Raw genomic sequence first — 1,487 nt, 5'->3', positions numbered from 1 at the left:
GGCAACGCCCGGCGATCCAGCTTACCATTCGGGGTTTGCGGGAAGGTATCCAGCTGCACAAACGCGACCGGCACCATATAATCCGGTAAAATCGCACTCAGGTATTCACGTAAATCAACAGCCAATCTCGCATTCTTTTCCGCCGCTACATAGGCAACCAGCCGTTTGCTTCGTCCATCATCCAATACCAGTACCGCTGCCTCTTGCACCGCCGGATGTTCCACCAACCGCGCCTCAATTTCCCCCAGTTCAATCCGGAAGCCCCGGATCTTAACCTGTTCGTCGTTACGGCCCAGGAATTCCAGCTCTCCGTCCGGCAGGTAGCGGGCCAAATCCCCGCTACGATACATCCTCTCACCGGATACCGGATTAAAGGGGTCCGGCATAAAACGTTCCGCGCTCAATTCCGGCCTGTTCAGATAACCCCGGGCCACCCCGACACCACCAATATACATTTCACCCACACAACCGGCGGGTACCAGTTCGCCATATCTGTCCAGCAGGTAGATGCGGGTATTTTTAGCTGGCCGCCCGATAGAACGAGCATCCTCCACGGATAACACATCTTTGTAGGTCACCGTCACGGTATTTTCTGTCGGACCATAACCATTCAACAACCGGGGCCGGTGGCCTGCCTGCTTAAACCAGTCCTGAACGGCGTTTCTCTTCACCGCCTCACCCCCAATGATGATGAGTCGCAGGCAATCCGGCAGCGGTAATCCGGTGTCCCGGGCCGCCAGTTCCGACCAGAATAAGGTCGGCAGAGAGATAACCGTAACACCATGTTTCTGGGTTAAAGCAATAAATCCCGACACCGACGCCAGCCAGCTATCATCACGGATCACCAGCGTAGCCCCGTTGCATAATGACGAGAAAAATTCTTCCACTGAAACATCAAACGCAAAAGCCGCAAATTGCAACACCCGGTCTTGCGCGGTGACGTCATAAAGCGCATTAAAACCCAGATAACGTTGATACACCGCCTGATGTTCCACCATCACACCTTTCGGCTGCCCGGTGGAGCCGGAAGTGTAGATGACGTAAGCCAGATGCTGTGGCGTTAACCCTGGGACCTGCGGATTGCTGGCCGGCTGATCAGGCTGGATATTCGGATCAAGTACTGTCAGCCCGACCAACGCAGATTCACCCAATGCCGCCCGCCCAGTTTCATCAACCAGCACCACTGACGGGGCCGTATCATTCAGGATATACGTCAGACGTTCCGCCGGATAAGTGGTATCCAGCGGCACATAGGCGCCACCGGCTTTCAGTACCGCCAACAGCGCCACCACCATGGCCGGGGAACGGGCCGCACAAATCGCTACCCGCTGGTCTGGCATGACGCCCAGAGCCATCAGTTGATGAGCCAGACGGTTAGCACGGGCATTCAGTTCCGCATAACTGAAAATCTGTTGTTGATATTCTAACGCTGTCGCCTGTGGGGCCTGCTCTGCCTGTTGCTCAAACAGCTGATGAATACATAACGG

Annotated in this window: 1 protein-coding gene; it reads right to left on the bottom strand. The window is 55.4% G+C overall.

Annotation, left to right across the window (positions count from 1 at the left end):
- Nucleotides 1-1,487, bottom strand: a 1,487-nt coding sequence (locus EAE89_RS22835) for a non-ribosomal peptide synthetase (protein WP_214086651.1), incomplete at both ends; no start/stop codon positions are given.

The sequence above is a fragment of the Photorhabdus heterorhabditis genome (assembly GCF_018448905.1).
GTDB lineage: Bacteria > Pseudomonadota > Gammaproteobacteria > Enterobacterales > Enterobacteriaceae > Photorhabdus > Photorhabdus heterorhabditis.
Note: the sequence above shows the minus strand (reverse complement) of the source record. Positions and strands in the feature narration are given on the sequence as shown.